General features: G+C 63.2%; 20 protein-coding genes. 4 read left to right on the top strand and 16 right to left on the bottom strand.

Translation table 11 applies throughout. The features are described 5' to 3' along the window. Positions 1 to 144: 144 nt before the first annotated feature. The 3 genes from BBI10_RS11810 to acnA all read right to left on the bottom strand — a co-directional run bounded on the left by BBI10_RS11810 (position 145) and on the right by acnA (position 5,621). Positions 145 to 1,710, bottom strand: a complete 1,566-nt coding sequence (locus BBI10_RS11810; RefSeq protein ID WP_065988682.1) for a methyl-accepting chemotaxis protein — start codon at positions 1,708 to 1,710, stop codon at positions 145 to 147. A 101-nt stretch (positions 1,711 to 1,811) separates the two neighbouring features. After that, complete coding sequence (locus tag BBI10_RS11805; RefSeq protein WP_065988681.1) at positions 1,812 to 2,603, bottom strand: CPBP family intramembrane glutamic endopeptidase; 792 nt, start codon at positions 2,601 to 2,603, stop codon at positions 1,812 to 1,814. 276 nt (positions 2,604 to 2,879) lie between these two features. Further along, positions 2,880 to 5,621, bottom strand: coding sequence for an aconitate hydratase AcnA (gene acnA / locus BBI10_RS11800; RefSeq protein ID WP_065988680.1), 2,742 nt, complete (start codon positions 5,619 to 5,621; stop codon positions 2,880 to 2,882). 235 nt (positions 5,622 to 5,856) lie between these two features. Between acnA and rlmM the strand changes: the two genes are divergently transcribed. Beyond that, positions 5,857 to 6,924 (top strand): 23S rRNA (cytidine(2498)-2'-O)-methyltransferase RlmM, encoded by a 1,068-nt coding sequence (rlmM, locus tag BBI10_RS11795; protein ID WP_065988759.1) that lies wholly within the window; start codon positions 5,857 to 5,859, stop codon positions 6,922 to 6,924. A 76-nt stretch (positions 6,925 to 7,000) separates the two neighbouring features. Next, positions 7,001 to 8,428, top strand: coding sequence for an FAD/NAD(P)-binding protein (locus BBI10_RS11790; RefSeq protein WP_065988679.1), 1,428 nt, complete (start codon positions 7,001 to 7,003; stop codon positions 8,426 to 8,428). A gap of 89 nt (positions 8,429 to 8,517) precedes the next feature. On the opposite strand, the gene soxR is transcribed toward BBI10_RS11790, so the two are convergent. Next, the gene (soxR, locus tag BBI10_RS11785; RefSeq protein WP_065988678.1) at positions 8,518 to 8,979 is read right to left on the bottom strand and encodes a redox-sensitive transcriptional activator SoxR; all 462 of its coding nucleotides are present in this window, start codon (positions 8,977 to 8,979) and stop codon (positions 8,518 to 8,520) included. A 179-nt stretch (positions 8,980 to 9,158) separates the two neighbouring features. Here soxR and BBI10_RS11780 point away from each other — a divergent pair, with 179 nt between their 5' ends. Continuing rightward, positions 9,159 to 9,500 (top strand): antibiotic biosynthesis monooxygenase, encoded by a 342-nt coding sequence (locus tag BBI10_RS11780; protein ID WP_065988677.1) that lies wholly within the window; start codon positions 9,159 to 9,161, stop codon positions 9,498 to 9,500. Between the two features lie 31 nt (positions 9,501 to 9,531). Here the strand turns inward: BBI10_RS11780 and BBI10_RS11775 are convergent, their stop codons facing one another. From BBI10_RS11775 to BBI10_RS11730, 10 genes are all read right to left on the bottom strand, one after another. After that, on the bottom strand, positions 9,532 to 10,635 hold the full coding sequence (locus tag BBI10_RS11775; protein WP_065988758.1) for a sigma-54 interaction domain-containing protein: 1,104 nt from the start codon (positions 10,633 to 10,635) through the stop codon (positions 9,532 to 9,534). Between the two features lie 145 nt (positions 10,636 to 10,780). Then, positions 10,781 to 11,917 carry an FMNH2-dependent alkanesulfonate monooxygenase gene (gene ssuD / locus BBI10_RS11770; protein ID WP_065988676.1) on the bottom strand — a complete coding sequence of 379 codons (1,137 nt, stop codon included), beginning with the start codon at positions 11,915 to 11,917 and terminating at the stop codon, positions 10,781 to 10,783. A 345-nt stretch (positions 11,918 to 12,262) separates the two neighbouring features. Then, positions 12,263 to 13,879, bottom strand: a complete 1,617-nt coding sequence (locus BBI10_RS11765) for an inorganic phosphate transporter (protein ID WP_065988675.1) — start codon at positions 13,877 to 13,879, stop codon at positions 12,263 to 12,265. Between the two features lie 130 nt (positions 13,880 to 14,009). Continuing rightward, positions 14,010 to 15,026 (bottom strand): transporter, encoded by a 1,017-nt coding sequence (locus tag BBI10_RS11760; RefSeq protein ID WP_065988674.1) that lies wholly within the window; start codon positions 15,024 to 15,026, stop codon positions 14,010 to 14,012. A gap of 107 nt (positions 15,027 to 15,133) precedes the next feature. Next, positions 15,134 to 15,967, bottom strand: a complete 834-nt coding sequence (locus BBI10_RS11755; protein WP_065988673.1) for an aldo/keto reductase — start codon at positions 15,965 to 15,967, stop codon at positions 15,134 to 15,136. Between the two features lie 236 nt (positions 15,968 to 16,203). Further along, positions 16,204 to 17,628 (bottom strand): efflux transporter outer membrane subunit, encoded by a 1,425-nt coding sequence (locus BBI10_RS11750; RefSeq protein WP_065988672.1) that lies wholly within the window; start codon positions 17,626 to 17,628, stop codon positions 16,204 to 16,206. After that, on the bottom strand, positions 17,625 to 18,545 hold the full coding sequence (locus BBI10_RS11745; RefSeq protein ID WP_065988671.1) for an efflux RND transporter periplasmic adaptor subunit: 921 nt from the start codon (positions 18,543 to 18,545) through the stop codon (positions 17,625 to 17,627). Before BBI10_RS11745 ends, BBI10_RS11750 begins: the two co-directional genes overlap by 4 nt. Further along, on the bottom strand, positions 18,542 to 18,751 hold the full coding sequence (locus BBI10_RS11740; RefSeq protein ID WP_065988670.1) for a DUF1656 domain-containing protein: 210 nt from the start codon (positions 18,749 to 18,751) through the stop codon (positions 18,542 to 18,544). The genes BBI10_RS11745 and BBI10_RS11740 overlap by 4 nt, the downstream gene beginning before the upstream one ends. Next, a complete protein-coding gene (locus tag BBI10_RS11735; protein WP_065988669.1) occupies positions 18,748 to 20,847 on the bottom strand; it encodes an FUSC family protein in 2,100 nt (699 codons plus the stop codon). Before BBI10_RS11735 ends, BBI10_RS11740 begins: the two co-directional genes overlap by 4 nt. Then, positions 20,844 to 21,296 (bottom strand): MarR family winged helix-turn-helix transcriptional regulator, encoded by a 453-nt coding sequence (locus BBI10_RS11730; protein WP_065988668.1) that lies wholly within the window; start codon positions 21,294 to 21,296, stop codon positions 20,844 to 20,846. The genes BBI10_RS11735 and BBI10_RS11730 overlap by 4 nt, the downstream gene beginning before the upstream one ends. A gap of 570 nt (positions 21,297 to 21,866) precedes the next feature. Here BBI10_RS11730 and BBI10_RS11725 point away from each other — a divergent pair. Continuing rightward, positions 21,867 to 22,535, top strand: coding sequence for a polysaccharide lyase family 7 protein (locus BBI10_RS11725; RefSeq protein ID WP_065988667.1), 669 nt, complete (start codon positions 21,867 to 21,869; stop codon positions 22,533 to 22,535). A gap of 3 nt (positions 22,536 to 22,538) precedes the next feature. On the opposite strand, the gene BBI10_RS11720 is transcribed toward BBI10_RS11725, so the two are convergent. Further along, the gene (locus BBI10_RS11720) at positions 22,539 to 23,966 is read right to left on the bottom strand and encodes a heavy metal sensor histidine kinase (RefSeq protein ID WP_065988666.1); all 1,428 of its coding nucleotides are present in this window, start codon (positions 23,964 to 23,966) and stop codon (positions 22,539 to 22,541) included. After that, positions 23,939 to 24,634 carry a heavy metal response regulator transcription factor gene (locus tag BBI10_RS11715; RefSeq protein WP_065988665.1) on the bottom strand — a complete coding sequence of 232 codons (696 nt, stop codon included), beginning with the start codon at positions 24,632 to 24,634 and terminating at the stop codon, positions 23,939 to 23,941. The genes BBI10_RS11720 and BBI10_RS11715 overlap by 28 nt, the downstream gene beginning before the upstream one ends. Positions 24,635 to 24,874 lie beyond the last annotated feature (240 nt).

The following is a 24,874-nucleotide window of genomic DNA, read 5'->3' as shown; positions in this document are numbered from 1 at the left end:
AATCCTGTCAACACCCAACCCCCCGCTACAAACCAAAAACCGCACTCCCAAATGATTTTCAGAAATGTCCTACTTAAACCCCGACACAAACAAAAAGGCCCCGGCAGACGATCTGCCGGGGCCTTCGTTTAACCCGTCAATCACTCAGCGGTTAAAGCGTTCCACCAGTGAGTATTGCGTGTTGGCTGTGTGGGTCAGTTCCGCACTGAGCGCGGCAGAGCGACGGGCCTCGTCGGAGGTCTGGTCGGCCAGATGCGCGATGGTGCTGATGTTGCGGCTGACCTCTTCTGCGACCGAGCTTTGCTCCTCAGTGGCAGCGGCGATCTGCGTGGTCATGTCGGTGATGTTGGCCACCGCGTCGCTGATGCCCACCAGCGCCCTGTCGGCTTCCATGACTTGCTCGACACCTTCTTCAGCCTGGCGCCGGCCTGTGTCCATGGTCTGCACCGCGTTGGTGGCCGTCTGTTGCAGCTTGGCGATGAGGGCGTGGATCTGGCCGGTGGATTCTGTGGTGCGTTGGGCGAGTTGTCGGACTTCATCGGCGACGACGGCAAAGCCACGACCCATTTCGCCCGCACGAGCGGCTTCGATGGCGGCGTTCAGGGCCAGCAGGTTGGTCTGGTCGGCGATGCCTTTGATGACATCGACGACGCCACCGATTTCGTTGCTGTCCTTGGCCAGCTGAGTCACGGTCAGGCCGGTTTCGCCCACCGACGTGGACAAGCGCTGGATGGCTTCGCGGGTGTCACTGGCGATCTCGCGGCCGCGACGGGTCAGCTCGTTGGCCTGCTGTGTGGCGTCAGCGGTGCGCTGCACGTGATTGGCGACTTCCTGGGTGGTCGCAGCCATCTGGTTGACGGCGGTGGCGACCTGTTCGGTTTCGACGCGCTGACGTTCCAGGCCGCAGGAGCTGGCCTGGGCCAGGGTGTCGGACTGACGCGCCTGAGCGTTGAGGTGTTCGGCGGTGTCCTGCAGGCGGGTGAGGCACGTCTTGAGACGCGCTTCCTGGCTGAGGATCGACATTTCCAGCCGCGCCTGTGCGCCGCGACTGTCGGTGTACATCTGCGCGATCAGCGGGTCGGACGTGGTTTGCTCGGCCAGGCGCAGCAGGCGCTTGAGGCCACGCTGTTGCCAGCTCAACCCCAGCAGGCCAAGGGGGACCGACAGCCCGGCGGCGAGCAGGAAGCCCCAATGGGAATTCAGCCACACACCAATCAAAAAGCTCACTTGGCTGACCAGAATGAACGGCAGCCAGTCCTGCAACATCGGCAGCCATTTGTCGCGGCTTGGCACGGCACTTTTGCCGCTGTTAAGGCGTTTGTAGAGTGCTTCGGCGCGGCGCACCTGTTCAGCGGTTGGCTTGATGCGCACGGACTCGAAGCCCACTACCTGCTTGTTCTCGAAGACCGGCGTGACGTAAGCGTTGACCCAATAGTGGTCGCCGTTCTTGCAGCGATTCTTGACGATCCCCATCCACGGCAGGCCCTGCTTGAGCGTGGCCCACATGTGTTCGAAGACCGCCGCCGGCACGTCCGGATGACGCACGGTGTTGTGGGGCGACTTGATCAGTTCATCTTGGGAAAAACCGCTTATTTCAATGAAGGCGTCGTTGCAATAGGTGATGACGCCGCGCGCATCGGTGGTAGAGATCAACCGTTGCTGCGCCGGGAAGGTCCGTTCGCGTTGAGTGATGGGCTGGTTATTTCGCATGAGCTATTCGATCCAGGAAGGCTGTGAAGGGTTATCGGCCCGATGCGAAAAAATATTAAGCTTTTGTGAACTGCGTCATAGGTCGGGTGTCGTGGAGGCGTTTACCGGTCGAACATCGGGTAGGTGAACACGCTGAAATGCAGCAGGTTCAGGCCGAAGTGGGTGAGCACGGCAGCGGGCAGACCGCCCAGGCGACAGGCAACGCCATAACCCACGCCCGCGATGCCCGCCACAAGCGCCCATTCCCACCCGGCACCGATGTGCGCGAGGCCGAACAGCGCAGATGCCGCCCCGATTGCGAGGGCGTCGTGGCAGGGGAAGTGTTGCAGCCATCTTTTCAAACTGCCCTGCAGGTAACCGCGAAACAGCAGTTCCTCGGTCAGCGCGACCAGCAGCAGGTTGTTCAGCGCCCAGATGCCCGTTTGCTCGGGCCACTTGGGCGACCAGCCGACGAGGCCCATCAACATTGCGGTTGATAAACACGCGGCGGCGGTGACGGGCAGCGCGATGCTGGTGACGCCCAGCCAGCGTTTGGGACTCAACGCGATAAACACCCAGGGGCAGGCGATGGCGATCCAGAAGCCGATGAGAGGATTGTCGAGGTTCAGGTACATCGAATACGGCGCGGCCTCGGGGCTGAGGCGCACGCCGGCAATCGCTCTGGCGCTGAGGAAACCGGGCAACCAGTGACTGGCCAGCCCCGCCGCGATGGCGATGAACAGGGCGTGACCGAATAGGCGCACGGCGCGGTGCTGGAAATGGCTGACGCAGATGCCGGCCATGATCAGCAGTCCGAACGTGATAACCACGGGCACGCTGAGCTGGCCGTAGAGCAGCGCCAGGCAGTAGCCGAGAGAGAGCAGAAAGAGGGAAGTCCAGCGTTGCACCGACATGGAGTCGACCTTGAGTGTCGGAATAGGCTGGCGATTTTAACGTTGATTAAACACGGGTGTATGTCGGATCAAACGTGGAGTTGGTCCGATTATTTCGGGGATGCAGGGCGGAGGTTGTGTAGGGCGTTTCTGATAACGACGGATTTGGTTTGGACACTGGCAACTTGCGGTGAGGCAGACGACGCATTCCCGGCTAAAGCCGGTCCCACATGTAGGACCGGCTTCAGCCGGGAAGAGGCCCGGACAAGCGCCATCATCTTCTAGCCAGACATCGCCTCAGGACGCAATCAACTGCCGCAGCACGTAATGCAGAATCCCGCCCGCCTTGAAGTATTCCACTTCATTCAGGGTATCGATCCGGCACAGCACGTCGATGTTGTCCTGCTGGCCATCCTCGCGGGTGATCTGCACCGCCAGGCCCATGCCCGGTTGCAGGGTGGCACCGGTCAGCCCGGTGATGTTCAGCACTTCCTTGCCGGTCAGGCCCAGGGTTTTGCGGCTTTCGCCCGCCCTGAACTGCAGCGGCAGGACACCCATGCCGACCAGGTTGGAACGGTGGATACGCTCGAAACTCTCGGCAATCACCGCTTTGACGCCCAGCAGATTCGTGCCTTTCGCCGCCCAGTCGCGACTGGAGCCCGTGCCGTATTCCTGACCGGCAATGACCACCAGCGGCGTGCCTTCTTCCTGGTAACGCATGGCCGCGTCATAGATCGGCAGCTTCTCGTCAGTGGGGACATGCAGCGTGTAGCCGCCTTCTTCGCCGCCGAGCATTTCGTTGCGAATGCGGATGTTGGCGAAGGTGCCGCGCATCATCACTTCATGGTTGCCGCGCCGCGAGCCGTAGGAGTTGAAGTCCTTGTATTCCACGCCCTTGCTGCGCAGGTAGCGCCCGGCCGGGCTGTCCAGTTTGATGTTGCCGGCGGGCGAGATGTGGTCAGTGGTCACCGAATCCCCCAGCACCGCCAGCACGCGAGCCTGCTGCACGTCGGCGATGACCGGCAATGGCCCGGCGACCTCCTCGAAGAAAGGCGGGTGCTGAATGTAGGTCGAGTCCGGCTGCCAGACATAGGTCGCCGCCTCGGGCACCTCAATCGCCTGCCACTGCTCGTCGCCGGCGAAGACCTCCGCGTATTCCTTGTGAAACATGCCGGTGCTGACGTTCATGACCGCGTCGGCGATCTCCTGCTGGGTCGGCCAGATATCACGGAGGTAAACCGGCTGGCCGTCGCTGCCTTCGCCCAGAGGCTCGCTGCTCAGGTCAGTGCGCACGGTGCCGGCCAAGGCGTAAGCCACCACCAGCGGCGGTGAGGCCAGCCAGTTGGTTTTCACCAGCGGGTGCACGCGGCCTTCAAAGTTTCGGTTGCCCGAGAGAACCGACGCGACGGTCAGGTCCGACTGCTGAATGGCTTTTTCGATCGGGTCAGGAAGCGGCCCGGAGTTACCAATGCAGGTGGTGCAGCCGTAGCCCACCAGGTCGAAGCCCAACTTATCGAGGTACTCCGTTAGACCGGCGGCGTTGTAGTAATCGGTCACGACCTTCGAGCCGGGCGCCAGCGAACTCTTCACCCACGGTTTGCGCTGCAGACCTTTCTCCACGGCCTTTTTCGCCAGCAGACCGGCCGCCATCATCACGCTCGGGTTGGACGTGTTGGTGCAGGAGGTGATGGCGGCAATGACCACTGCACCGTTTTTCAGGCGATAGGTCTGGCCGTTGTATTCATACTCAGCCTCGCCCACCTGGGCGGCGTTGCCCACCGCGACACCGCCGCCGCCTTCGCTTTCCAGTCGGCCTTCTTCGTGTTTGCTCGGGCTGACTGCGAGGCCCAGGAAGTCACTGAAGGCCTTGGACACATCGGGAAGGGCGACGCGGTCTTGCGGACGTTTAGGCCCTGCGAGGCTCGCGACCACCGAGCCCATGTCCAGCTCCAGCGCATCGGTGAACGCCGGTTCCTGACCGGGCAAACGCCACAGGCCCTGGGCCTTGCAGTAGGCCTCGACCAATTGCACCGTTTCGTCCGGACGGCCCGACAGGCGCAGGTAATCCAGGGTGACGTCGTCGACCGGGAAGAAGCCGCAAGTCGCGCCGTATTCCGGGGCCATGTTGGCAATGGTGGCCCGATCCGCCAGCGGCAAGTCCGCCAGGCCATCGCCATAGAATTCGACGAACTTACCAACCACGCCTTTCTTGCGCAGCATTTGCGTCACGGTCAGCACCAGGTCGGTGGCGGTGATGCCTTCGCGCAGTTTGCCGCTGAGCTTGAAGCCGATGACTTCCGGAATCAGCATCGACACGGGTTGGCCGAGCATGGCCGCTTCCGCCTCGATGCCGCCGACGCCCCAGCCAAGTACGCCGAGGCCGTTGATCATTGTGGTGTGGGAATCGGTACCGACCAGCGTGTCCGGAAAGGCGTAGGTGCGGCCGTCTTCTTCCTTGGTCCACACGGTGCGGCCGAGGTATTCCAGGTTGACCTGATGGCAGATCCCGGTGCCCGGCGGCACTACGCTGAAATTATCGAACGCGTTCTGGCCCCAGCGCAGGAACGCGTAACGCTCGCCGTTGCGCTGCATCTCGATGTCGACGTTTTCGCCGAAGGCCTTGTCGTCGCCGAAGCGGTCGACCATGACCGAGTGATCGATGACCAGATCCACAGGCGACAACGGATTGATGCGCTGGGGATCGCCACCGGCCTTGGCCACGGCGGCGCGCATGGCGGCCAGGTCAACCACGGCCGGCACGCCGGTGAAATCCTGCATCAGCACGCGCGCGGGGCGGTACTGGATTTCCCGGTGGGATTTGCGCTCGGTCAGCCAGTCGGCGAGGGCCTTGAGGTCGTCACCGGTCACCGTGTGGTTGTCTTCCCAGCGCAGCAGGTTTTCCAGCAGCACCTTGAGCGACATCGGCAGTTTGTCGAGATTGCCCAGCGTGCGCGCGGCATCCGGGAGGCTGAAGTAGTGGTAGGTCTTGTTGCTGACTTCGAGGGTTTTGAGGCTTTTCAGGCTATCGAGGGAGGGCATGACTGACTCCTTGACGGTCCGCGCAGCACGCGCGGACGGGCGATCGACGGTAAGACGGGGCTTGCAGCAGCGCTCTGGTTGGCGGCTTTAAATGATCGTTGAGTAGTACTGGACCCACCGGCTGAGCCAGTGGTTCCTGATTCGGCTATCATGCGCCGCTTTCGAGTCATTGAGGTTAATCCTCATGTACAGCTTGCGCCGCGACTCGATTCGTGGCGCGCGAGGAGACCGTCCCGTGAACACCCTTTTCATGCATTGCCGCCCCGGCTTCGAAAGCGAGGTCTGCTCGGAGCTCAGCGAGTACGCCGCCCGCCTTGAGGTGTCCGGCTACGCCAAGGCGAAGACCGACGCCGCCTTTGCGGAATTCATCTGCACCGAGCCCGAGGGTGCAGAGCGGCTGATGAACAGCCTGAAGTTCCGCGAGCTGATTTTCCCCCGGCAGTGGGCCCGTGGCGTGTTTGTCCAGCTGCCGGAAACCGACCGCATCAGTGTGATCCTCGAGTACATGGCCGGCTTTGCGCCGTGCGGCAGCCTGTGGCTGGAAGTGGTCGACACCAACGACGGCAAGGAGCTTTCGACGTTCTGCCGCAAGTTCGAGGCGCCATTGCGCAAGGCGCTGGAGAAGGCCGGCAAACTGGTCGACAACCCGAGCCTGCCGCGTTTGCTGCTGACTTTTAAAAGCGGGCGCGAAGTGTTCCTTGGGCTGGCCGACGCGAACAACTCGGCGATGTGGCCCATGGGCATTCCGCGCCTGAAATTCCCCCGGGAAGCGCCCAGCCGCTCGACCCTCAAGCTGGAAGAGGCCTGGCATCACTTCATCCCCCGTGATCAGTGGGACGAGCGCCTGTCGGGCGACATGACCGGCGTCGACCTGGGCGCGGCGCCCGGGGGCTGGACCTACCAACTGGTGCGGCGCGGCATGCTGGTCACCGCCATCGATAACGGTCCGATGGCCGAAAGCCTGATGGACACCGGGCTGGTGCAGCACCTGATGGCCGACGGCTTTACCTTCAAGCCCCGTCAGCCGGTGGACTGGATGGTCTGCGACATCGTCGAAAAGCCCGCACGCAACGCCGCGCTGCTGGAAACCTGGCTGGGCGAGGGTTTGTGCCGCGAGGCGGTGGTCAATCTCAAGTTGCCGATGAAGCAGCGTTACGCCGAAGTGCGACGCTTGCTGGAGCGCATCGAAGACGGCTTCAAGGCCCGCGGCGTCAAGGTTTCCATCGGCTGCAAGCAGCTGTACCACGACCGCGAAGAAGTGACCTGCCATCTGCGGCGCCTGGACATGAAACGCAAGGGCTGACGTTGGGTTGAATCCGGTGCCACGCTGTCCATAATCAGCCATGCGCGCCTGCGAGGCGAAGAGAAGGGGGGAAGCAATGAGCGCTGAACACAATGGACCTGATGCCGACATCCTCATCGTCGGCGGTGGCCTCAGCGGCACCATGCTCGCGGTGCAGCTGCTGCGCCTGCCGGGGCAACGGCGCATCGTTATCGTCGAGTCACGCAGCGAGTTGGGCCGGGGTGAGGCCTACAGCGCCACCGAGCCGGGCCACACGCTGAACGGCAACGCCGCACGCATGAGCGTCGACCCGGACGACGTCGACGATCTCACCCGCTGGCTGACCGACTACATTGCCGCCGGTGGCTGGCCGGAGTCTGACCAGCAGCACGTGCCGGTGGCCGAGCTGTTTCCGCCCCGCGGGATTTTCGGGCTGTACGTTCAGCAGCGTCTGGCCGAGGCACGGGTGGTCGGCGAGCGCTATGGTTCCACCGTCGAGCACGTGCGCGGCGAAGTGACCGACCTGCAGGCTGACGCAGCCGGCGTGCGCCTGACCCTCGCCAGCGGCGAACACCTGACTGGCCGATTCGGCGTATTGGCAACGGGCATGTTCGCCGCCGCGCGCACGCCTCAGCGCGATTCAAACGCCCTCAACGCCGCTGCCGTCGATCCATGGGATGTCGATGCTATGGGCCAGCTCGCCCCCCAAGGCCGGGTGCTGATCATCGGCTCGGGCCTGACCATGGTCGACGCCGTGGTGTCCCTGGAGCAAGCCGGTCACCGTGGGCCCATTGACGTGTTTTCCCGCCACGGCCTGCTGCCCCACGTTCGCCGCCAACCGCCGACATGGCCGGACTTTCTCGCCGCCGACCTGAACATACGCAGCACCCGGCAACTGGTCAGGGCCTTGCGCGAGCAGTGCGCGCAAGCGGCGGAGCAGGGCATCGACTGGCAGGCGCCGCTCGACACTGTGCGCGTGCATATTCCACGGCTGTGGAGTCAGGCCTCTGACCTGCAGCGCCGCCAATTCGTACGCCACGTGCGGCCGTGGTGGGAAAGCCATCATCACCGCTCGCCGCCGCCCAGTGCGAAGTTGCTGGAGCGGCTGATCGACGAAGGGCGCCTGCACATCCACGCCGCCTCGTTGCTCAGGGTGGAGGGCGCCGAGGCCGGGCAGATTTCCATCAGCGTTCGCTATCGCGGGCAGGACATGGCCACGACGGAGAGTGGCGCAGCGCTGATCAACTCGACCGGCATTCAATACGACTGGCGCCGGGTTGACCGGGCCTTGCCGCGCAATCTGCTGGCCCATGGCCTGATTCAGCCGGGGCCGTTGGCGCTTGGCATTGCCGCCGACGCGGGTGGTGCGGTCATGGACGCCGAAGGACGGATTTCGGCGCGGCTCTACGCCATGGGCCCGCCCTTGCGCGGGCTGTGGTGGGAAAGCACCGCGGTGACCGACGTGGCGTTGCAGGCCAAGCTGCTGGCGGCGCGACTGGCGGCGGTGTGCAACGTGCCAATCTGAATAACCAGGAGATTGCGTCCCCCACGACGCAATTATCTGTCACTGGTCGACCAGACTCTTGCCGATACCCGGGTCAGTCCGCAAAACCTTCAATCCTGATCCAGCAGGCGCGGCCCGGCGCCTTGCTCGCTCAGGCTGTCACCGAAGTTACGCAGCGGGCAGGCCTCCATCGACAGGCAGCCGCAACCGATGCAGCCACTGAGCTGGTCGCGCAGGGCGGTGAGACGGTTGATGCGTTCATCCAGATCGGCTTTCCAGCGCTCGGACAGCCGCGTCCAGTCGTCAAGGCTGGGCGGGCGGTCTTGGGGCAGGGTTTGTAGCGCGGTTTGAATGGTCGCCAGCGGAATGCCCAGGCGCTGGGCAGTTTTGATCAACGCCACCCGACGCAGCACATCCCGGGGGTAGCGCCGCTGATTGCCGGCGTTGCGCTGGCTGCTGATCAGGCCTTTGGCCTCATAAAAGCGCAGCGCGGTGATGGCCACGCCGCTGCGCGCGGACAACTGGCCGACGGTGAGTTCGCGGGCGATGGGCGGGATGTCCTGGGTGAGCATGCAATCTTCCTGTGTGCCGAACGACGCTTGACCTCCAGTTAACTGGAGGTTTTATCCTGCGCAGCATCGCTTGGCCGGACCGGCTTGGCAAGTGGGGCACCGGCGCAAGAAACGTATGGGGCCATGCCGGTTTGCGCAGCATCCTGTTCAGCAACAACCGTCATCCGTGGAGAACGTTCATGACACCAGCAGCCGCTCATCTCCCTTTCAGTCAATTCGTCGAGTTCGCCGTCGACCCCCGACATCAGGCCGGGCTGGTCGGGGCGCTCAACGAGCGTTTCGAGCGATTCACCCGCACCTACCCAGGTTTTGTCCGCGCCAGCGTGCAGGTCAGTGAAGACCGCCAGCGGGTGCTGAGCCACGTGCAATGGCTGTCGAAGACCGACTGCGAGCGCGCGTTCGAAAACGCCGAGCAGGGCGAAGGGGATTTGTGGGAGTTGATTCGTCAACACCGGGCGACGTCGATGATCTTCAACGCGTACGAAGTGGCGGGGGAAATCGTAGGACCGCGTCAGGGATGAGCGCAGTCCCACCGGTTGCATCGCTGTAGGTTCACACCGACAAATGCAGCATCCGTTCACCCTGGGTCTGCTCGCCGGGGCGGCGCTTGTTGACGGCCAGTTCACCGATCTTGATCAGCCGCGCGCGCACGACATTGCGGCTCAACCCCAGCAACTGCGCGGTGTGCACCTGGTTGCAGTGGCTGAAGCGATAGGCCGCGCGCAACAAGGCGTCTTCGACCTTTTCGTGCAGCGCGCCGGCCTGCTCTTCGAACAGGCGCTGGAACGCCCTGGCCAGCAGCGCTTCGGTTGAATCGTCGACGATGGGGGCAGAATCTTCCTGACGCTCAAGGCGCAGGTTCGACAGGCGCAGATCGCTGGACTGAATCACGCCGTTGCGGCAGATCAGCAGGGTGTGGTGAATGACGTTTTCCAGCTCGCGAATATTCCCCGGCCAGCCGTAGGTCCGCAACTTGTGCTCGGCCTCGGCGCTGATCTGGATCGGTCCGCAGCCCAGACGCTGGCTGTAGACGTCGATGAAGTGCCGGCTCAGCGGCATGATGTCGCCCGGCCGTTCGCGCAGGGTGCTCAGCTCCAGATTGACGACGTTGAGGCGGTAGAACAGGTCTTCGCGAAAGTGCCCGGCGTTGATCGCGCGTTCCAGCTGCACGTTGGTCGCGGCCAGCACCCGCACGTTGATCGGCGTGCTTTTGCGCGAGCCCAGCCGCACCACTTCGCGCTCCTGCAGGACGCGCAGCAGCTTGACCTGAATGGCCAGGGGCAGATCGCCGATTTCGTCGAGAAACAGCGTGCCGCCGTTGGCTTCTTCAAACCAGCCGGCCTTGGCGGTGAGGGCACCGGTGAACGCGCCTTTTTCCTGGCCGAACAGCTCCGCTTCCACCAGTGATTCCGAAAACGCGCCGCAGTTGACCGCCACGAATGGCTGATGACGACGGCTGCTCAAGTTGTGAATGTGACGCGCCACCAGCTCTTTGCCGGTGCCGGTTTCGCCGATGATCAGCACGCTGGCATCGCTGGGCGCGACTTGTTCGATATGGGCCAGCAGCGCCTGGGATCTCGGGTCTTCGAACACCTGCGCGGTGGCACGAATCGAAGTCGCCAGGGCCGGCGAGGGCGGTAGGGTCAATAGCTGCATGGGGGTCACTTGTGGTTGGAACGGTAAGCTGGCTGTCATGAAGGACTCCTTGTCGCGATGGCCGTTGTCGCGATGGCAGATCAACCGTTTCCCACGCGCTGCGCGGTTGCGCAGCAAACGGGTGTTTCCAGGGGGTCGGCGAAACTTACTTCTGCGGTGGCAAGTCGTTGGCAATCATCTCGCCAAACGGGCCGGTGAGGTTGGTGATGCCGCGGCCTGCCAGGCTGCGATACGGCTCGGGCAACAGCGGGAACACCAGCTCGGCGAAGCGATAGGCTTCTTCCAGATGGGGGTAGCCGGAGAAGATGAAGCTTTCGATGCCCAGGTCCGCGTATTCCTTGATCCGCTCGGCGACTTCCTGCGGATTACCCACCAGCGCCGTGCCCGCACCGCCCCGTACCAGGCCGACGCCGGCCCACAGGTTGGGGGCGATTTCCAGGTTGTCGCGACGGCCGTCGTGCAATGCGGCCATGCGGCGCTGGCCTTCGGAGTCGAAACGCGAAAAAGATTTCTGTGCGGCGGCGATGGTGTCGTCGCTGATGTGCTCGATCAGGGTGTCGGCGGCTTTCCAGGCTTCTTCGCTGGTCTCCCGGACGATCACGTGCAGACGGATGCCGAATTTGACCGTACGGCCGTTGCGCGCGGCGCGCTCACGCACGTCCGCCAGCTTCTCGGCCACGGCGGCAGGGGGCTCGCCCCAAGTGAGGTAAACATCGACCTGCTCAGCAGCCAGTTCATGGGCCGCTTCGGAGGAACCACCAAAGTACAGCGGCGGATAGGGCTTCTGGATCGGCGGATACAGGGCTTTGGCGTTCTGCACTCTCAGGTGCTTGCCTTCGAAGTCCACGGCTTCGCCCTGCAACACGCGGCGCCAGATCTTCAGGAATTCGTCGGTGACTTCGTAACGTTCGCTGTGATCGAGGAAGCTGCCATCGCCACGGTTCTCATCAGGGTCTCCGCCGGTCACGACGTTGATCAGCAGGCGTCCGCCGGACAAGCGATCCAGGGTCGCGGCCATGCGCGCGGAAACGGTCGGAGAAATGATCCCCGGACGAATCGCCACCAGGTAACGCAAACGCTCGGTCAACGGCACGAGGGCCGAGGCGATCACCCAGGAGTCTTCGCAGGAACGGCCGGTCGGAATCAGCACGCCGTGGTAACCCAGATCATCGGCGGCCTGGGCGACCTGCTTCAGGTAATTGAGCGTGACCGGGCGCGCGCCCTTGGTCGTGCCCAGGTAATGGCCGTCGCCGTGTGTCGGTAGAAACCAGAAAACATCCATGAGAAATCCTTCGAGCGGAATCGGTGGGCTTGTGACAAGTGCACCCGTTATAAAGGCTCCGATTTATTCCGTAAAAGAACTGAATTCCATATTTTTATAACCGTTAGTGATATGCCCTGTTTCTTGCTTATCAAGAGGGAAAAGAATGCTTGAGTGGCGAATAAACCTGCAGGAGCGCGCTTTGTGGGACTGGCTTTAGCCGGGAGGGCGGCGGGCGTCACGCCGCAGGATTGAGGGTGTCGACACAGGCCTCTTCCCGGCTGAAGCCGGTCCCACTGAAAAGCACCGCGCAAAAAAAAACAGGCGCCGAAGCGCCTGAAAGAGAGTACGGGAGACTCTTCGAAATCAGAAAATCTGGGTGAACAGCCAGTACAGGCTGCCCGACAACAGGATCGCGGCAGGCAGGGTCAGCACCCATGCCATCGCCAGATTGCGCAGGGTGCGCATCTGCAGGCCGGAGCCGTTGGCGACCATGGCGCCGGCCACCCCGGAGGACAGAACGTGGGTGGTCGACACCGGCAATCCATACATGTCCGCTGCACCAATGGTCAGCATCGCGACGACTTCAGCCGATGCGCCCTGGGCGTAGGTCAGGTGAGTCTTGCCGATTTTCTCACCGACGGTGATCACGATGCGTTTCCAGCCCACCATGGTGCCCAGGCCCAGCGCGATCGCTACCGCCACCTTGACCCACAGCGGAATGAAGCGCGTCGCGGTATCAATCTGCTGTTTGAACGTGTCGACCTTGGCCTGGGTGTCCGCGTCGAAGTTGCCGACCTTGTTTTTGTCCATCAGGCGGATGGCTTCGGAGGTCAGGTACATGTCGTTCCGCACGTTGGCGGTGGCCTCGGCCGGCACCTTGGCCAGTGACCCGTAACTGGCGACCTGATCGCCGATCTTGCCGGCCATGACGGCCAGCGCCGGGACCAGTTCAGGGGTCGCCTGCTTGTCGCGGATGTAAACGGAAAGTGTCTGTCGGGAATCGGCCGGCGCGGGCAGGGGCGCCGCTTTGCTCAGGGCCTGTTGGGTGACTTGGGCGACCGCCGCGAACTGCACCGACTGGTCGGCCGGCATGGCGCGGTTCAACGCGTAGGCCATCGGCAGCGTGCCCACCAGAATCAGCATGATCAGGCCCATGCCTTTCTGACCGTCGTTTGAGCCGTGGGCGAATGACACGCCGGTGCAGGTCAGGATCAGCAGGCCGCGAATCCAGATCGGTGGCGGCTTGTTGCCTTCCGGCGCTTTGTACAGCGCGCGGTTCTTCACGAACATGCGCAGCGCCATCAGCAACAGCGCGGCGCAGGTGAAGCCCACCAGCGGTGAGAGCAGCAGGGAATAACCGACTTTGGTCGCCTGAGACCAGTCCACGCCGCTGGTGCCGTCGCGGCCGTGCATCAAGGCGTTGGCGATACCGACGCCGATGATCGAGCCGATGAGTGTGTGGGAAGAGGAGGCCGGCAGACCCAGCCACCAGGTGCCGAGGTTCCACAGGATCGCCGCGATCAGCAGGGCGAAGATCATCGCGTAACCCGCCGATGAGCCGACTTGCAGGATCAGCTCGACCGGGAGCAGGGCAATGATGCCGAACGCCACCGCGCCGCTGGAAAACAGCACACCCAGGAAGTTGAACGTTCCCGACCAGACCACGGCGAAGTTCGGCGGCAGGGAGTGGGTGTAAATGACGGTGGCGACGGCGTTGGCGGTGTCGTGGAAACCGTTGACGAACTCAAAGCCGAGCGCGATGACCAGCGCCACGCCGAGCAGAATGAACGGCGTCCAGGTCAGCACGACGGTACCCAGATCGTCCATGTCCTGCTTGAGGCTGTAGCCGGTGTAAAACAGGCCCAATACCAGTACGACGCAGAAAATCACCATCGTCAGCACGCCAGGCTTGCGCCCGAATTGAGCACTCAGTCCGGGCCCCTGTTGCAGAGGGCGTTGAGCCAGTGAGGGGGTTGCCATGGGTCGCGATCCTGTTGAGGTGGGATGGTGACCATGATCATTACAAAATGTGACAGAGATGCGACACGGGTCACGTTTTGGCTGGATTTACTGGGGTTAGGGACCAGTGGGCGCGCCAATAATGCTGCCGTCAATAATCCCGACTCTTGCGAAACGCCCACCGTCCCGCAATAAACGTAAAGGTTGCCACCAGCGCGACCAGCACCCAGAACCCGTGGGGATCGCTGGCCAGGGGGATGCCGCCGACGTTCATGCCGAAGAAACCCGCGACGATGTTGATCGGCAGCGCCAGCACGGTCACGACGGTGAGGGTGAACAGCGTGCGGCTGCTTTGTTCGTTGAGGTTGGCGGCGATTTCTTCCTGCAGCAGTTTGATCCGTTCGCCCAAGGCGGTGAGGTCGCTGATCACCAGCGCCGACTCTTCGGTGGATTGCCGCAGTTCTTGCAGGTCGTCTTCCAGCAGCCATTGCGGCGGTCGGTGCAGCAGGCGCATCAGCGAGCCGGGCTCCAGCGCCAGCAGCCGCTGCAGGCGCACCAGCACCCGACGCATGGCGCCCAGTTCCGAGCGGTTGTTGCTCAGGCGTTGGGAGAGGAGTTGGTCTTCGATTTTGTCGACGCTGAGGCTGGTCTTGCGCATGAACTGACTCAGCACGTCGCTCTGATCGCGCAGCAGGTGGGCGAGCAGTTCGAGGGGGGAGCGGAAGGTTTCGCCTTGTTTGACCGAGGAGCGCAGCCGGTCTACCGAGCGCAGCGGCTGATGGCGTGCGGAGATCATCAGGTTGCTGCGCACGCACACCCACAATGTGGCGATGTCGGTGGAGATGCGGTTGAAGTCGAAGACCACGTCGTTGACCACCGCGAGCAGGGCGGAGTCGACGTGTTCGATGCGCGTGGAGCGTGAGCCTTCGTGCAGGGCTTCGAGAAACTCGTCGGGCAGGTCGAGGTTGGTTTTCAGCCAGCGTTCGCAGCTGGCGTGTGCGAGATTCAGGTGCAGCCAGACGAACTCGTCGGGCTCGGTCGGGTGGCGCAGGCACTCCAGCGCAGACGTCGAATCCAGCTCACGGCCGGGTTCCTCGGGACGGAAGCGGAACCCGTACAGCAAGCCAAACAGATCTGAGTCCTGGTGATGGGCAATGCGTTGATTCATGAAGGCTCGCAGACGGGAAGTGCCCCGCAGGGCACGAGATCGAAAGCGGCATCATCGCAAGGGGTTTTGACAGTTTTGTGACGGTTTGTGTCTGTCAGCGATCTTGTTCAGACCATTGACAGCCGCGTCTTGCGCAGGGGCGCCGGCCATGAGGTATCAATCAGCAATTCATCCTCGATGGACAGCTCGATATCAACCGCCGCAGCGTTCAATTCCAGGTGATGGGGAGTGACGGCCTTGGGAATGGCGATCACGCCGTCCTGACGCAGTACCCACGCCAGGCTGATCTGCGCCGGGGTGGCGTCGTGGCGCTCGGCGACTTCGAGGATGGCAGGGTTCATCAGCAAGTTGCCGGCCTGGCCGATCGGGCAGTACGCCATCAGCGGCATCCGGGCGGTTTGCATCCAGGGCAGCAGGTCGTATTCGATGCCGCGTTCTTCCGGGTTGTACAGCACCTGGTTGGTGGCGCACCCGCCGCCGAGGCCCAACGCGTCGAGCTCAAGCAGGTCTGACACGTCGAAATTGGACACGCCCCAGCGACCGATCTTGCCCGCTTCACGCAGACGCTCGAAGGCTTCAACGGTTTCTTCCAACGGGTACTGACCGGGCCAGTGCAGCAAATACAGATCGATATAGTCGGTGTTCATGCGTTTGAGGCTGCGCTCGCACGCCGCCGGAATGCCCGCGCGGCTGGCGTTGTGCGGGTAGACCTTGCTCACCAGCACGACCTCGTCGCGGCGCCCGGCGATGGCCTGGCCGACGACTTTCTCAGCGCCGCCTTCGCCGTACATCTCGGCGGTGTCGATCAGCGTCAGACCGAGGTCGATGCCCAGTTGCAGCGCCGAGTCTTCCGCCTCGAACTGATGGCGGTCCTCACCCATGTGCCAGGTGCCCTGACCGATAACGGGGACGGTTTTGTCTGCCAGTTCAAGCGTGCGCATCGGGGGTGCCTCCGGGCGGATAGGACTGAATGATTAAGAGTCAGGCAGTACTGGCCGGCAGGGGTTCAATTTCAAGCGAATGCGCAGTGCGTGAGCGTGACTGCGTGTCTATTGTAGGACCGGCTTGAGCCGGGAAAAGGCCTGCGTGAACGACATCAGTTTTGCGGCGTGACAGATGACGCCTTCCCGGCTAAAGCCGGTCCCACAAAAAGCAGTGCGTGCCAACCCGCGAGAACTCACTGATGCCCGTTCCCCCAACCCCCGCCCAGCGCCAGGAACAGGTCGATCTGTCCCATTGCCACTTGGGTATTCGCCGCCGCCAGTTGCGCGGTGACGTCGGTGTAGGTGCGGGTGGCTTGCAGGTCGGCGAGGAAGGATTCGCGGCCGGCCAGGAAGAACCGATGGGTCTGGTCCGCAGCCTGGCGCGCCGACTCCTCGGTTTCAACCAACGCATCGCGGCGTTCCAGCAGCGCGGTGTATTGCGACAGCCCGGTCTGGGCTTCGCGGATCGCGTTCAGCACCACGCCATCAAAACGCGCCAGCGCCACCTGATTCGACGCTTCGGCGATGTGAATTCGCGCCCGTGCGCCATTGGACGGGATGGTCCAATTGATCACCCCACCAAAGCCCCAGCGATTGGTCGACGGATCGCCCAGTTCATCGAGAATCCCCACAGTGCCCACGGTCGCGCCGATGCTGATGTCCGGATACAACTCGCCGGTCGCCACACCAATGGCCGCGGTCGACATCGCCAGGCGGCGTTCTGCCTGACGGACATCGGGGCGACGCTTGAGCAGCGCGGCGCCATCGCCCACCGGCATGACTTGAGCGATGTGCGGCAGCTCGGCGCATTCCGCCACCCCTTGCGGCAACTGGTTCAGCGGCCGGGCGAGGAGCATCGACAACCGATACAACGCCGACTTCTGCGCCGCTTCATAACGCGGTAAGTCAGCACGCAGCGAGCGGAACTGGGTTTGCGAGCGCGTCACCTGGGTTTCATCGCCACGGCCGGCATCGCGCAGGCGTTGGGTCAGGCTCAGGCCCTGCTTCTGCAGGTCGAGGGAGTGCAGGGCGATGTTGCGTTCTTCGTTGGCGGCGCACACCTGGGTGTACGCGCGGACCACATCGGCCACCAACGTGATGCGCGCCGTGTCGGCCGCCGCCTGGGTCGCGTCGGCGTTGGCCTGGGCCGCTTCGATCCCGCGCTGCAGCACGCCGAACAGGTCGAACTGATACGAAGTGGTCAGGCCGACATCGCCGACGTTCGCCACCGGTACTTTCTCCGGCAGCAGATAGGCCTGGCCGGACTCCTGCAAGCGCTGCGCACCGGCTTTGGCCGTGCCGCTCCAGCCGCCGGCCGCATCGGCTTCGTTCATCTGAAAGCGCGCCCGTTGCAGGTTCGCCGCCGCGACGCGCAAATCGGTGCTCGACACCAGCGCCTGACCCACCAATTCATCAAGCTTCGGATCGTGATACAGCCGCCACCAGTCAGCCGGCACCGGCGCCGACACCACATTGGTCGACGAACCGGCCAGCTCGCCTTGCAGATCGGGTCGATTCACGGCGGCTTTCTCAGGCAGCGTGTAATCCGGGCCGACCACGGTGCAAGCCGACAGCAGCAAGCCCATGCCGACGGTGAGCAGGCGTGCGCGGTGTTTCATTTGGGCGCTCCTGGCTGGACGGTTTGATCATTTCCCTGAGTATCTGCGCGGGCGTCATCGATGATCGACACCGTCGCCGTGCGCCCCGCAATCATGCGGAAATCCGCTGGCACGTCGTCGAACGCAATGCGCACCGGAATCCGCTGGGCCAGACGCACCCAGCTGAACGCCGGATTGACGTTGGGCAGCAGGTTCGAGCCGCTGCTGCGGTCGCGGTCTTCGATGGCGGCGACGATGCTCACCACATGGCCGCGCAGGCGGGCGTTGTCGCCGATCACGCGGATGTCCACGCCGGAGCCGATGTGAATCCCGTCCAGTTTGGTTTCTTCAAAGTAGCCGTCGATGTGGAAGGAGTTGCTGTCCACCACCGACAGCACCGGCCGCCCGGCGCTGACGAATTCGCGGTCCCGGGGCGCACGGTCGTTGAGGTAGCCGTCCACCGGGCTGCGGATCACCGAGCGGTCCAGGTTCAGTTGCGCCGAATCGACCGCCACCTGGGCTTCGTTCAGGGCCGACAACGCGCGGGCTTCCCTGGACTGGCTTTCTTCCAGTTGCTCGCGGGCCACCAGATTGCCGAGGCTGCGGTTACGCCGGTTTTCGCGCTGGGCCTGTTCCCAGGTTTCCTTGCGCTCGGCCACGGTCGCCTGGGCCTGGCGCAAGGCGAGACGGAAACGGTCCTGGTCGATGGTGAACAGCAACTGGCCTTTCTTGACCAGTTGGTTGTCGCTCACCGCGACCTTCTCGATCAGCCCCGAAACGTCCGGCGCGATCTGGATGACGTCGGCGCGGATGTGCCCGTCGCGGGTCCAGGGCGCGTACATGTAATACATCACCATGCGCCACACGACGATCGCGGCGAGGGTGACAACCAGCAGGGTCAGGACCACGCGGCCCAGCGTCAGTAGAGGTTTTTTCATTTCATCAGGTATCGACTTAGGGTATCCACGACGCCGAGCAACAGAGCGTATAGACCGACGTTGAACAAAGCCCGGTGCCAGACCAGGCGGTAGAAGCGGGCGCGCGTCAACACGGCGTGCACCACCAGAAAAATCAGGTAAGCGATGCCCATCAGCACCAGAAAGGTCGGCAGGAAGATCCCGCTGATGTCCACATCACCGATCATAAGGGCGCTCCATCGATGCCATAGGGCGGTTGTTCTTCCTGCTCGGCGAGCACATCGACGATCTCCACACCCGGCAGCAGCGCCAGGCGCAAGCCACTGAGGGCGTGCAGCAGATTCAGCCGCGCGTCGTCATCATCTTCGCCGTTGAACGCCAGCGCGCGGCGGGCGCGGTCCATGGTCATCAACAGACCTTTAGGGGCGGGCAAACGCTCCCGGGCTTTCAGGCAGGCGCGGAAATGCGCACCGACTTCGGTCGCGACCTGGCGCAACAGCTGGCGCGGCGCGGGGTCGACCCGTGGCATGTATGCCAGCAAGTCCAGCATGTTCAGGGCAACCCGCGCTTCGCGCAGTGCAGTGGTGGAATCCTGCGCGGTGATCGCCAGGCGCGGCAGGTGCTGCATCAGCCGGTCCAGCATGCGCACGCCCATGTGCCGGTGCTCGGCCAGGGTGGCGTCTTCGCTGAGGGAGACGATGTCGCGCCAGCTGAAGCGGGTCAGGCGCCTGGCCGCCACTTCGGTGCCGAACGGCCTGACGATCAGCGTCCAGACGAAGGCGAATGCCAGACCCGCCGGCCCGGCCAGGTTGGAATTGACGAAGTTGACGAAATCGGCGTCGTAGGCGCTCTGGATACTGATGAAGGACGAAGTGTTGACGATGGTCAGCAGCGTGCCGAGGTAGAACTTCGGCTGAACGGTCAGGGTGCCGACGCAGATGAACGGCACTGAAAACGCCAGCACCAGCATCGGGAAGTCGTGCAGGTTAGGCAGCACCACGAACAGATAGAGGCTGGCGAAGATCACCGACATCATGGTCCAGAAGAAGAAGCGGTAGATCTGCGGCGCCGGGTCGTCCATCGCCGCGAAGAAGCTGCACGACACCGCCGCCAGCGCCACTGCGCTCGCGCCATCCTGCCAGCCCAGCAAGATCCACAGCACCGACGCGACGATGATGGCACTGACTGAGGTCGCCACCGAATACAGCATCATCCCGCGATCGAGAAACGGCGACAGCCGCCCCAGCCGCCAATGGCGATACACCGCGCGCCACGCCGAGTGGTCATCGGTCTCGATGGCGTGCTGCAGGCTGCGGCAGTCCTGCCACAGGTCAATCCACTCGCGCAGGCGATACAGCGCGTTCGACAGCAGCAGGTGCCGGCGATCGTCAATCTGCGCAGGGGTGGGTTGCAGGCGATCAAGCTCGGTGTGGAGGGCTTTCCAATACGTGATCGGTGCACCTTCTGCGGTCTGCTCGACCCAGTTGCGGCACTCGATCAACAACGGGGCGAGGTCGGCGACGTGCTCGGGCGAACGCCGCTCCAGCGCCCAGAGTGCATCGTCCAGGGCGTCGATGACCGGCAACAGATGAATCATCCGTCCGCGCAGTTCCTTGGCGTTGCGCACGGTCTGGCGATGGGCGCCTTCGTGGGGCAATTGGCCGATCATCAGCTCCAGGCTGTTGAAGGTCCCGACCATGGCCGTGCGCAGGCCGCCGACGGCTTCCGGCGTGGCGCTGCGCGAGAGGAACAGGTCGCTGTAGGCCGAGGCGTCCTTGAACCACTTGCCCATGGCGTCGACAAGCACCGGCGCCAGCCGACGCGGCCAGAACATCGCGCCGACCACCGCGGCGCAGACGATACCGAGGAAGATTTCCTCGGTGCGCGAGACGGCGATGTCGAACACCGCCTGGGGGTTGTCGACCACGGGGAAGGAAATCAGCGGCATGGTGTAACCCGCCAGCATCAGCGCGTAGCTGTTGGCGGTGCGCAAGTGCAGGGACAAGAAGAGCAGGGTGCCGGTCCACAGTGCGATGACCACGGCCAGCAAAAACGGCGTCTGCACGAACATCGGCACCAGCATCACCGACGCTGCGGCGCCGAGCAGCGTGCCGGCGGCGCGGTACAGCGCCTTGGAACTGGTCGGCGCCACGAACGGGCTGGAAACGATGTACACCGTTGCCATCGCCCAATAGGGGCGGGGCAGTTCCATCATCAGCGCGATGTACAGCGCCAGCATCGACGCCGCGAACGTGCGCACGCCGTAGAACCAGTCGCGACCCGGCGGTACGCCGTCGAAAAACCCGTTGAACCTGCCGCTCAAGATGACGACTCCGGCGCCATTGGCGTGGCTTGGGCGATGGCGTTGAACACCCGTAACGTCGCCTCCAGGTCGGCCGGGTCAACATTGCTGAAGATGTCGCGGCGCAGGCGGATCAGCTCCTCCTCGATGGCGTTGGCCAACGCCCGGCCCTGATCGGTCAGGCTCAAGGCTTTGGCGCGGCGGTCGGTGGGGTCTTCGGTGCGCTGCACCAGTCCGGCCTTGCACAGCTGATCGAGCAGGCGCACCAGTGAGGGGCTTTCCAGCCCGCAGGCCTGGGCCACCGTCACCTGACGCACCCCTTCACCCAGGCGCGCGATCATCAGCAACGGGCCGGCGCAGGCTTCGGTGACGCCAACGTTGATCAGCGTGGTCTGGCAGACACGACGCCACTGCCGGGAGGCCGCGACGACGCCGCCGGTAATGCGCATTTGCAGGGTGTCAGGGTTCATGAAGAGGCCATTGGAACGATACGGAGTTTGGTTAGGGCCTGAATGATTAGGCGCTGCATTATTAGGTTGCTAACTAATAATATCTTGTAACACTGTGGGGTCGTCAAATGGAATCTGTCCTGGAGCGCCGGGCGGATTGTCGCAGGACGGTCTGGCCGGATGTCTGACAGAGAGCATAGGGCGCGCCAGATGGCTCTCATCGCTGAGTAGGAAGGCGAGACGACCCGAAGCAGGAATTTTCCGATACCGTCTGTCGGCTGAATCCTCGCTGGCTGAACTAATTTTCTGAGCGTCGTCTAAGCGCTCCTCCAAAAAAATGGCGCCAAATTATTAGCCCTTCTCCCCGGTTTCCGCTGGTTGGGCAAAACATGGGGGCAATGAGCCACTTTGCCTTAATAGTGGCACTGTGCTTTCTTTGGGGGCTGCTTCTGCAGGTTCGGCGGTTTCTTGACTCCGGGGGCGACTAAAGATCAAACGGTTCAGCCGATAGCAAAGATGACGGGAACGGCAGTGACAGGCCTGTTCCAGACACCTTCTTTGCTGTGCGCCTCGCGCACCATGAGTGCACCCATGATTGATCTCGCCATCTGGAATCTTTCTATACCGGTCGGTATCGCAGCCGCCACCATCGACACGCCGAAACTCGTCGGCGGTTACCAGGATGGTTACTTCCGTTCAGGGGACACGCTGTTCTTCTGGGCGCCGGTTACAGGGTCAAGGACTGACAATGCCAAATTTCCCCGCACGGAGCTGCGTGAAACCTACGCCAACGGTGCGGTTCACAACTGGACCTACTCTGACGCGGACAACTTCCTGCGTGCCGCGCTCACCGTAGACCAAGTGCCTTCTTCGGGCAAAATCGTCATCGGTCAGATCCACGCCTTTGGCAGTACCGAGCCGCTCCTCAAGCTCGAATACCAGTACAAGGAAAAAACCAAGACCGGCAACCTCGTGGTGAAGTATCGCGCGACGCCGACGTCCGAGCCCGAAGTCATTCAAGTGGCAACCGGCGTGCTGCTCAAGCAACGCTTCACTTACACCATCCACCTGACCCAGGCTGGCAACCTGACCGTCAATGCCTACGACATGCAGTGGGGCGCCAAGCTGGACCTGACCTGGAAAGGCAAGCCGCTGTATTTCAAGGCGGGCGTGTACACCCAGGACAACGCTGGCTATGCCACCGAAGGCGGGGCGGCGACGTTCTACAAACTGCAGGCCACCCACGACAAGAAGGCGTGAGGGCTACAGCAGCCGGGCTCCGGGCTGGCGTGGGAACATCAGTGCGAAACAGATCCGCCCCGGCGCAGGCTGATTGACCGACACTTCGCCGCCATGCAACTGCATGATCGCGGCCACGATCGCCAGGCCGAGTCCGTTGGAATCGGAGCTCTGGTGCCGTGAGGCGTCGCCGCGATAGAAGCGGTCAAACAGTTTGCCCAGGGTGGCGCCGTCCAGCGTCGGGCCCTGGTTCTCTACTTCGATGCGGCACTGCCTGCCGTTCTCAACCACTCGGCTCTCGATTACGCGAATGTCAATCACACTGCCTTCGTCGGCGTAGCGGATCGCGTTGGCCACCAGATTGCTCAGGGCCCTTCGCAGCAGCAGCGGATCGGCCTCGATCCGAGCGTCGCCTTCGGTGTGCAGGGCGATGTCCCGTTCTTCCGCCAACCCTTCGAAATAGCCCGCGACCCGTTGCATTTCATCCGCCAGGTCCAGCGTCTGGCGATTGAGCGCGGCCTTGGCTTCATCGGCGCGCGCCAGGAACAGGATGCTTTCGACCATTCGCGAGATCCGTTCCAGCTCCTCCAGGTTCGAGGCCAGCAACGCCTGGTATTCATCCTCGGTGCGCGGTTGCCGCAGGGCCACCTGACAATGCCCCATCAACGAACCCACCGGCGTGCGGATTTCATGGGCCAGGTCGGCGGAAAACTGCGTCAGCCGCTGATAGCCATCGGCAAGCCGGTCGAGCATCGCGTTATACGCCTCGCCCAGTTGCTGCAGCTCTACCGGTGTGTCGCGGTTGTCCATGCGGCTGTCCAGTTGCGCCGGGGTGATGGCCGCGGCATGGCTGGCCATTCTGCGCAACGGCCGCAGACCCCGTCGCAGCAACACATATCCGAGCAACGCCGTCAGCACAAACGCGAGCGACACAGCGAGCAGGATGCGGTTACGGAAGCCCGCCAGGGTGGCCATCTCCTTGACCGCAATGTGCGCGGCCGTCAGGTGCACAACCTTGCCGCCGGACACCGCTTCGACCGTCGCCGCGCGCATCGGCACGCCGGAATCCAGCAGGCCGCTGCGCATGTCGGCCACGCCCAGCGGCATGTTGGCCGGCACCACCGGCATTGGCGGCAGCGGCGCATGCAGCGGATTGACCATGATCACCGCAGGCTTGCCCGGCTCGGCGATGATGAAAATGTCGTCTTCGCTGTCGAGCATGTTCTCGAACAGCTGCGGGCTGCTTTGCAGCGTGGTCAGGGTCAGGTCGTATTGCAGCAGTTTGCGAAAGTGATCCAGGCGCGCCAGCACCGCATGGTCGCTGCGGGTCATGACCGCGCCCTTCATGGTCTCGTAGAGGTACATGCCGGCGCTGGCGACGGCGAGCATGGCCACCACCGAAAACGCCAGGGTCGCGCGCAGGGTCAGGGATGGCTGGCGTCGGGCTCGCATGGCCGCACCTCACAGACGTAACCGATGCCGCGCACGGTGTGGATGAGTTTGATCGGGTAGGGCGTGTCGACCTTGCTGCGCAGGCGCTTGATCGCCACGTCGACGACGTTGGTGTCGCTGTCGAAATTCATGTCCCAGACTTCCGAAGCAATCTGCGCCCTCGACAGCACGTCGCCCTCGCGGCGCAGAAACAGATGCAGCAGCGCGAATTCCTTGTTGGTCAGGGTGATGACCTGTTGCTGGCGCGTGACCCGACGGCGCAGCAGGTCCAGTTCAAGATCGGCGAGGTGGAAATGATCGGCCTCGCGCACCACCCCGCGCCGCAGGATGGTGCGTATGCGCAGGAGCAGTTCGGTAAATGAAAACGGCTTGACCAGGTAATCGTCGGCGCCCAGTTCCAGGCCGCGAATACGGTCCTGCAACTGATCGCGGGCGGTGAGAAACAGCACCGGCACGTCCTGCTTCGCCCGCAGGATTTCAATGATCTGCCAGCCGTCGATGCCCGGCAGCATGACGTCCAGCACCAGCAGGTCGTAGCTGTGCTCCAGGGCCATGTGCAGGCCGTCGGTGCCGTGCTGGGTCCAGTCGACTTTGTAACCGGACTCGGTGAGGCCCTTCTTCAGGTACTCGCCAGTCTTGGTGTCGTCTTCGATAAGCAGAATGTGCATCGTCGGTCAGGCTCGCTTCACGTCATTGGCAACGTCGCCGGCGTGGGCTGTCAGGTGGGTGATCAGATTGGACAGAAGCGGCGCGAAGGGCTGCAGGCCGCGCCGGATGTGGAGTGTAACCAACGGATGGCGCGCGGTCGGTTACATTTTTGTCATTGATTGCGCCCTGGCGGACACGCTCAACGCTGGTGTGCTTGAATGACAAAAATGTAATCGGGCGGTCATTCTCGGGTGCCGGTT

Origin of the sequence: Pseudomonas graminis (assembly GCF_001705435.1) — a bacterium.
Classification (GTDB): domain Bacteria; phylum Pseudomonadota; class Gammaproteobacteria; order Pseudomonadales; family Pseudomonadaceae; genus Aquipseudomonas; species Aquipseudomonas graminis_B.
This window is presented reverse-complemented; position numbering and strand designations above follow the sequence as displayed.

Excerpts from the sequence above, each read along its gene's own strand:
- BBI10_RS11775 (WP_065988758.1), bottom strand. The coding sequence starts at position 10,635 with ATGCAGCTATTGACCCTACCGCCCTCGCCGGCCCTGGCGACTTCGATT.
- BBI10_RS11790 (WP_065988679.1), top strand. The coding sequence starts at position 7,001 with ATGAGCGCTGAACACAATGGACCTGATGCCGACATCCTCATCGTCGGC.
- BBI10_RS11745 (WP_065988671.1), bottom strand. The coding sequence starts at position 18,545 with ATGAAAAAACCTCTACTGACGCTGGGCCGCGTGGTCCTGACCCTGCTG.
- BBI10_RS11725 (WP_065988667.1), top strand. The coding sequence starts at position 21,867 with ATGATTGATCTCGCCATCTGGAATCTTTCTATACCGGTCGGTATCGCA.
- BBI10_RS11740 (WP_065988670.1), bottom strand. The coding sequence starts at position 18,751 with ATGATCGGTGATGTGGACATCAGCGGGATCTTCCTGCCGACCTTTCTG.
- BBI10_RS11810 (WP_065988682.1), bottom strand. The coding sequence starts at position 1,710 with ATGCGAAATAACCAGCCCATCACTCAACGCGAACGGACCTTCCCGGCG.
- BBI10_RS11750 (WP_065988672.1), bottom strand. The coding sequence starts at position 17,628 with ATGAAACACCGCGCACGCCTGCTCACCGTCGGCATGGGCTTGCTGCTG.
- BBI10_RS11715 (WP_065988665.1), bottom strand. The coding sequence starts at position 24,634 with ATGCACATTCTGCTTATCGAAGACGACACCAAGACTGGCGAGTACCTG.
- BBI10_RS11760 (WP_065988674.1), bottom strand. The coding sequence starts at position 15,026 with ATGAATCAACGCATTGCCCATCACCAGGACTCAGATCTGTTTGGCTTG.
- BBI10_RS11720 (WP_065988666.1), bottom strand. The coding sequence starts at position 23,966 with ATGCGAGCCCGACGCCAGCCATCCCTGACCCTGCGCGCGACCCTGGCG.
- soxR (WP_065988678.1), bottom strand. The coding sequence starts at position 8,979 with ATGCTCACCCAGGACATCCCGCCCATCGCCCGCGAACTCACCGTCGGC.
- BBI10_RS11780 (WP_065988677.1), top strand. The coding sequence starts at position 9,159 with ATGACACCAGCAGCCGCTCATCTCCCTTTCAGTCAATTCGTCGAGTTC.
- BBI10_RS11765 (WP_065988675.1), bottom strand. The coding sequence starts at position 13,879 with ATGGCAACCCCCTCACTGGCTCAACGCCCTCTGCAACAGGGGCCCGGA.
- acnA (WP_065988680.1), bottom strand. The coding sequence starts at position 5,621 with ATGCCCTCCCTCGATAGCCTGAAAAGCCTCAAAACCCTCGAAGTCAGC.
- BBI10_RS11730 (WP_065988668.1), bottom strand. The coding sequence starts at position 21,296 with ATGAACCCTGACACCCTGCAAATGCGCATTACCGGCGGCGTCGTCGCG.
- BBI10_RS11805 (WP_065988681.1), bottom strand. The coding sequence starts at position 2,603 with ATGTCGGTGCAACGCTGGACTTCCCTCTTTCTGCTCTCTCTCGGCTAC.
- ssuD (WP_065988676.1), bottom strand. The coding sequence starts at position 11,917 with ATGGATGTTTTCTGGTTTCTACCGACACACGGCGACGGCCATTACCTG.
- BBI10_RS11755 (WP_065988673.1), bottom strand. The coding sequence starts at position 15,967 with ATGCGCACGCTTGAACTGGCAGACAAAACCGTCCCCGTTATCGGTCAG.